Source organism: Microbacterium sp. Leaf203 (genome assembly GCF_001421275.1).
In the GTDB taxonomy this organism is placed as follows: Bacteria; Actinomycetota; Actinomycetes; order Actinomycetales; family Microbacteriaceae; genus Microbacterium; species Microbacterium testaceum_A.
In genome coordinates, this window is sequence record NZ_LMKF01000022.1 from 64703 (window position 1) to 70893 (window position 6191).

At 70.6% G+C, this 6191-nt stretch carries 4 protein-coding genes and 2 pseudogenes; 3 read left to right on the plus strand and 3 right to left on the minus strand.

Annotated elements, in window-relative coordinates; all coding sequences use genetic code 11:
• The first annotated feature begins 171 nt into the window (after positions 1–171).
• Positions 172–1209 carry an LLM class flavin-dependent oxidoreductase gene (locus ASE56_RS01620; protein ID WP_200914100.1) on the plus strand — a complete coding sequence of 346 codons (1038 nt, stop codon included), beginning with the start codon at positions 172–174 and terminating at the stop codon, positions 1207–1209.
• A 188-nt stretch (positions 1210–1397) separates the two neighbouring features.
• Here the strand turns inward: ASE56_RS01620 and pheA are convergent, their stop codons facing one another.
• Positions 1398–2360, minus strand: a complete 963-nt coding sequence (pheA, locus tag ASE56_RS01625; RefSeq protein ID WP_056224342.1) for a prephenate dehydratase — start codon at positions 2358–2360, stop codon at positions 1398–1400.
• A gap of 165 nt (positions 2361–2525) precedes the next feature.
• Between pheA and ASE56_RS17635 the strand changes: the two are divergent.
• Positions 2526–3003 (plus strand): annotated as a pseudogene (locus ASE56_RS17635) (phosphoglucomutase, alpha-D-glucose phosphate-specific); the annotation flags it as partial.
• 1 nt (position 3004) lies between these two features.
• Positions 3005–4139, plus strand: a pseudogene (locus tag ASE56_RS01630) (phosphoglucomutase, alpha-D-glucose phosphate-specific); the annotation flags it as partial.
• Positions 4140–4489: 350 nt separating this feature from the next.
• On the opposite strand, the gene ASE56_RS01635 reads toward ASE56_RS01630, so the two are convergent.
• Together ASE56_RS01635 and ASE56_RS17465 are read right to left on the minus strand one after the other, a co-directional pair.
• Complete coding sequence (locus ASE56_RS01635) at positions 4490–5536, minus strand: NAD(P)-dependent alcohol dehydrogenase (RefSeq protein ID WP_056224346.1); 1047 nt, start codon at positions 5534–5536, stop codon at positions 4490–4492.
• Between the two features lie 179 nt (positions 5537–5715).
• Positions 5716–6191 (minus strand): LPXTG cell wall anchor domain-containing protein (locus tag ASE56_RS17465; RefSeq protein ID WP_200914102.1); only part of this gene is annotated, 476 nt, incomplete at its 5' end.

A 6191-nucleotide genomic window follows, 5' to 3' on the forward strand; every position in this document is an offset into this window, starting at 1 on the left:
TCCCGCGATGTCAAAGGTGAGACGCGGTGGGCGGCGCTTTCGTCACGCCGTTTTCCTGAGAGAACGCTGAAAATGGATGCCGCTTCGCCCTGCACCCCTCGTGGCCCGCCGCGACGCCCGCAGAGGAATAGCGGGGATCGATCGGGCGTTCTTCTCGGGGTGAACGACGCCATGCCCTCCCTCTCTGTTCTCGATCTCGTCCCCGTCCGCAGCGGACAGAACAGCGCACAGGCGGTGAGCTCCGCCCTCGACCTGGTCGAGCGCGCCGACCGCCTCGGGTATCGCCGGTACTGGTTCGCCGAGCATCACAACATGCCTTCGGTCGCGTCGACCACGCCCCCCGTGCTGATCGCCGCCGCAGCCGCCCGCACCTCGCGCATCCGCGTCGGATCGGGCGGCGTGATGCTGCCCAACCACTCCCCCCTCATCGTCGCCGAGCAGTTCGCCGCCCTCGAGGCCCTGGCCCCCGGCCGCATCGACCTCGGCATCGGCCGTGCCCCCGGCAGCGACCCGGTCATCACCCAGCTGCTGAACCGCTCGGGCACCACGAGCGATGTCTCCCGCTTCCCCGATCACGTGACCGACATCATGGCGCTCACCTCGCCCGATGGGGCGACGGTGCGCTTCACCTCGGGCACCGAGTACCAGGTGAAGGCGACGCCCGCGGCATCCGGGATGCCCCAGGTCTGGCTTCTCGGCTCGAGCGACTACTCGGCGCAGCTCGCGGCCAGCTTCGGCCTGCCCTACGTCTTCGCGAACCACTTCTCGGGCGAGGGACTTACCCACGCACTCGGGGTGTACCGCGACCAGTTCGTTCCCAACGAGTCGGGTGAGGGCCCGCGCACCTTCGTCACCGCCAACGTCGTCGCCGCGCCGACCGCCGAAGAGGCCGAGGACCGCGCGCTGCCGCAGCTGCGCATGATGGCGCGCCTGCGCACGAACCGCCCCATGGTGCCGCTCGAGACGGTCGAGCAGGCGAAGGCCGAGCCGTTCGACGCGATGGCCGAATCGATCATGGCCTCGACCCGGCAGAAGTGGTTCGTGGGCACCGGCGACGACGTGCGCGCGCAGTTGAGCGCGTTCGCCGCGCAGCACGGCGTCGACGAGATCATGGTGTCGCCGGTGGCGGGAGCCTACGACGGCGAGACCTCCGAAGGCCGCGTGCAGACCCTCGAGCTGATTGCGGCTCCGGCGACCGTCGCGGCCTGACGCTCGGCGGCGTCGCCGCCGCTGTCGGTGCGGCTGAGCCTGTCGAGTTCGCCGGTCACCGACGCGGGTCTTGGTCCCGTCGACGAGCTCGGGGACCTAGGGCGCGCGGGGCGGCGAGGCCTCTCGGGGCCCCCGGTCACCGACGCGGGCTCTAGGCCCGTCGACGAACACAGGGGCCTGGCGACGGGTCAGGCCTCGGGCTCACCACTCAGCAGGCCGCGCAGCCAGTCGCGCGCCTCGACGAACACGTCGTCGCTGTAGCGCTGCGGGTAGCGCACGATCGCGCGATCGGCGCGGGCGTACGACCCCAAGAAGATGACCTTCGGGCTGAACCGGCGGAGCCCCAGCAGGGCGTCGGCCATGCGCTCGTCGAGCACGTGACCGTCGGCGTCGATCACGAAGCGGTACCGGCCGAGGGCGTCGCCGATGGGGCGGGATGCCAACAGGCTCAGGTTGATCCCGCGCGTGGCGAACTGCTCGAGTAGTTCGAGCAGGGCACCCGGGTGGTCCTCGGGCAGCTCGACGATGAGCGAGGTCTTGTCGGCACCGGTGGGCGGAGCCGGAGCGACCGTGCGGCTGACGAGAACGAAACGCGTCACCGCGTTGGGGTTGTCGCCGATGTTCTCGGCCAGCACCGAGACGTCGTGGTGGGCGACGATGCCGGGGGCCGCCACCGCGGCATCCGCCGCACTCGTCCCGTCGAGCACGCCCAGCGCGCTCGCGACGTTGCTCTCGGCGGGGAGGTGCGCGTGGGCGGGGAGGTTCTTGCTGAGCCATCCAAGGCACTGCCCGTAGGCGACCGGGTGGGCGGCGACGAGCGAGACGTCGGCGAGGGTGGCTCCGGGGCGACCGACGAGCACGAAGTTCACCGGCACGAGGTATTCGCCCACGATGCGCAGGCCCGGCACGGTCGCCAGGGCATCCTGCGCGGTCGAGACGCCGCCGTCGACGGAGTTCTCGATGGCGATCATCGCGGCATCCGACCGCCCCTCGACGACGTCGGCGAGCGCTTCGCCGACATTGCGCACGGGACGCCAGATCTGATCGCGCGCCTCGGGCACCTGCGCCAAGGCCGCCTCGGTGAACGTGCCGGCCGGGCCCAGGTAGCTGTAGGTACGGCGGGCGGGCACGGTCTCTGTGTCGGGCAGCACGGCGTCCAGCCTAGACCTGGGGGAAGATTCCGGATGCCGCGACAGCGGGCCCGCGCCACCGATGCGGACCGCATCGACCGGCGACCGCCCGCGACGCGACCACGGATTCTCTCAGAATGCGTCACAGCGTGTGCGCATGTCGGAGGGAGCGGGCAGACTGGGCGCATGAGCAGTCGCGCAGGGCAGCCCGCAGAGGCATCCGATCTCATCGACATCGACGAACTGATCGCGGCGTATTACGACCGCAGGCCGGATGCCGCGGTGCCCGAGCAGCGCGTCGCCTTCGGCACCAGCGGTCACCGCGGTTCGTCGCTGAGCACCAGCTTCAACGAAGACCACATCCTCGCCACGACCCAGGCGATCGTCGACTACCGCGCAGCGCAGGGGATCACCGGTCCGCTGTTCCTCGGTCGCGACACCCACGGGCTGTCGCTGCCGGCCGAACGCAGCGCGATCGAGGTGCTGGTCGCCAACGGCGTCGACGTGCGCGTCGACTCCCGCGACGCGTGGGTGCCGACCCCCGCGCTCAGCCACGCGATCCTCACGTACAACCGCGACCTCGCGGCCTCCGACCCCGGCCGCGCCGACGGGATCGTCGTCACGCCCTCGCACAACCCGCCGCGCGACGGCGGCTTCAAGTACANGACGGGCTGGATCGCCGACCGCGCGAACGAGCTCATCGCCGCGGGGCTCGAGGGCGTGCATCGCACGCGGCACGCCGACATCGACCTCGACGGCCTGGGCCAGTACGACTTCCGCGACGCGTACGTCAGGGATCTGGCATCCATCATCGACGTCGACGCCATCAAGAGCGCTGGCGTCCGCATCGGCGCCGACCCGTTGGGCGGGGCATCGGTGGAGTACTGGGCGCTCATCGCCGAGGTCTACGGCCTCGATCTCACGGTCGTGAACCCCGAGGTCGACCCGACGTGGAAGTTCATGACGCTCGACTGGGACGAGAAGATCCGCATGGATCCCTCCTCGCCCTCGGCCATGGCCTCGCTGGTCGCCGCGCGCGACGAGTACGACATCCTCACCGGCAACGACGCCGATGCCGACCGCCACGGCATCGTCACCCCCGACGCGGGGTTGATGAACCCGAACCACTACCTCGCGGTCGCCATCGACTACCTGTTCTCGCACCGCCCGAACTGGCCGGCCGACGCCGCCGTGGGCAAGACGCTCGTGTCGTCGATGATCATCGACCGCGTGGCCGACGCCCTCGGCAAGACGCTGCTCGAAGTGCCCGTCGGATTCAAGTGGTTCGTCCCCGGCCTGCTCGACGGCTCCGTCGCGTTCGGCGGCGAGGAGTCGGCGGGTGCGTCGTTCCTGCGCAAGGACGGCACGGTGTGGACGACCGACAAGGACGGCATCCTGCTCTGCCTGCTGGCCGCCGAGATCCTCGCCGTCACCGGCAAGACCCCCTCGCAGCGCTACGCCGAGCTCGAGCAGCAGTTCGGATCGTCCGCGTACCAGCGGGTCGATGCGCCCGCGTCGCCCGCGCAGAAGTCGGCGCTGTCGAAGCTGTCTCCGGATGCCGTGTCGGCCACCGAGCTCGCCGGTGAGCGCATCACCGCGAAGCTGTCGCACGCGCCGGGCAACGGCGCCGCGATCGGCGGGCTGAAGGTGCAGACGGAGTCGGCGTGGTTCGCCGCACGCCCCTCGGGCACGGAGGACGTCTACAAGCTGTACGCCGAGTCGCTCCGCGGCGAGGACCACCTGCGCGAGGTGCAGGAAGAGGCGCGGGCGGTCGTCTCGGCGGCGCTCGGCCAGGCCTGATCCGCACGGTTCGTCAGCGGCGTCGTCCCTCGGGGCGGCGCCGCTTTCGCGTGTCCGGGGTTTGCGCAGCGCACGGGTCCGGCAGAGCGGGGCGCCGCGGCGGTGCGGGGCGCCGCGGCGGTGGCCACGGCCCCACCCATGCCCATAAACGCGGTTCCTCACGAGACACGCTGCGACACCGCGTTTACGCGGAGGAATAGCGTTTATCGGGGCAGGGGAGGGGGAAGGGCGGAGGATGCGGCGACCCCGAACGCTCGGCGGAACGTCGGGGCGGGAGGAAAACCGGGAACGCCGCGGCCCCGACGCTCCGTGGAACGTCGGGGCCGTGGCATCCGGGGCCGAAGCCGGGATCAGGCGGGGGCGAAGGTCTTCGCGTCGATCACGAAGCGGTAGCGCACGTCGCTCTTCAGCACGCGCTCGTAGGCCTCGTTGATCTGGTCGGCCGAGATGAGCTCGGTCTCGGGCGCGATGCCGTTCTCGGCGCAGAAGTCAAGCATCTCCTGGGTCTCGCGAATGCCGCCGATCGACGAACCCGCGAAGGAACGACGGTTGGTGAACAGCGTGAAGACCTGGATGGGGAGGGGCTCCGGCGGGGCGCCGACGTTGACCATCGTGCCGTTCAGGGCGAGAAGGCCCAGGTACTGCTTGAGGTCGAGCGGAGCGCTGACGGTGTTGATGATGAGGTCGAAGTTCTTCTTGAGCTTCTCGAAGGTCTCGTCATCCTTCGTCGCGTAGTAGTGGTCGGCGCCCATCTTCAGGCCGTCGTCCTTCTTGCTGAGCGTCTGCGAGAGCACGGTGACCTCGGCGCCCATGGCGTGGGCGATCTTGACGGCCATGTGGCCGAGTCCTCCGAGGCCGACGACGGCGACCTTCTTGCCGGGGCCGGCGTTCCAGTGGTTCAACGGCGAGTACGTCGTGATGCCGGCGCACAGCAGCGGCGCGGCCTTCTCGTAGGGGATCGACTCGGGAACGCGCAGCACGAAGTGCTCGTCGACGACGATCTTCTCGCTGTAGCCGCCCTGGGTGATCGTGCCGTCGACGTCCTTGGCGCCGTACGTGCCGATGTTGCCCTTCTCGCAGTACTGCTCCTCGCCCGCGAGGCAGTTCTCGCACTCGCGGCACGAGTTGACCATGCAGCCGACGCCGACGCGGTCGCCGACCTTGTGGCTGGTGACCTCGGAACCGACCTCGGCGACCGTACCGACGATCTCGTGGCCGACGGTCAGGGGGTAGGGCACGTCGCCCCACTCGCCGCGGATGGTGTGGATGTCGGAGTGGCAGATGCCGGCGTAGGCGATGTCGATCAGGACGTCCTTCGGGCCGACGTCGCGGCGCTCGATGGTCGTGGGTTCGAGGGGTGAGGTCGCGGACGACGCCGCGTAGGCGTTGACGTGCATGGGTCTCCTCAGTGGGGATCGTTGCGGACGGTCAATCTTCTCTCGCCCGCGGGTCAAGAAGGTCGGGGTTGCACGGATGTGCGCCGAGGGGGAGGGATGCCGCCACCCCGCCACCCGGGAATGCCGAAGGCCGTGACGGTCGCGGGGAGGCGGCCGTCACGGCCTTCGGGTTCAGAGGGTCACGCGCGAGAGCGGCGGCGCAGCACGACCGCACCCGCACCGAGCAGGAGCAGCAGGAGGGCACCGACGGCCAGCCCGGCCACCCCCTCGGTGTTCTGACCGGTGGTCGCCAGGTCGCGACCGTTCGCCGTCGAGGACCCTGCGGCGTTGTTCGCGGAGCCCGCCGGTGACCCGGCGCCGCCTCCGGCACCCGATCCTCCCGATCCGGAGCCCGCTCCCGCGCCCGGAGTGCCCGAGCCACCGCCGGAGCCGGGGTCCGTGACGGCAGCCGTGGGAACGACCGCCGACGACACGGCACGACCCTCAGTGAAGCCGGCCGCCGTCGCCGTCACCTGGACGGTGATCTGTCGCCCCTCGTCGGCCGCGGTCAGCGCGTACCCGTCGGCGGTGGCGCCGTCGATGGCGACCCTGTCGCGCATCCACACGAACGCCGTTCCGGCATCGGCCGGGTCGGTCACGGCGGCCGCCCGCAGGG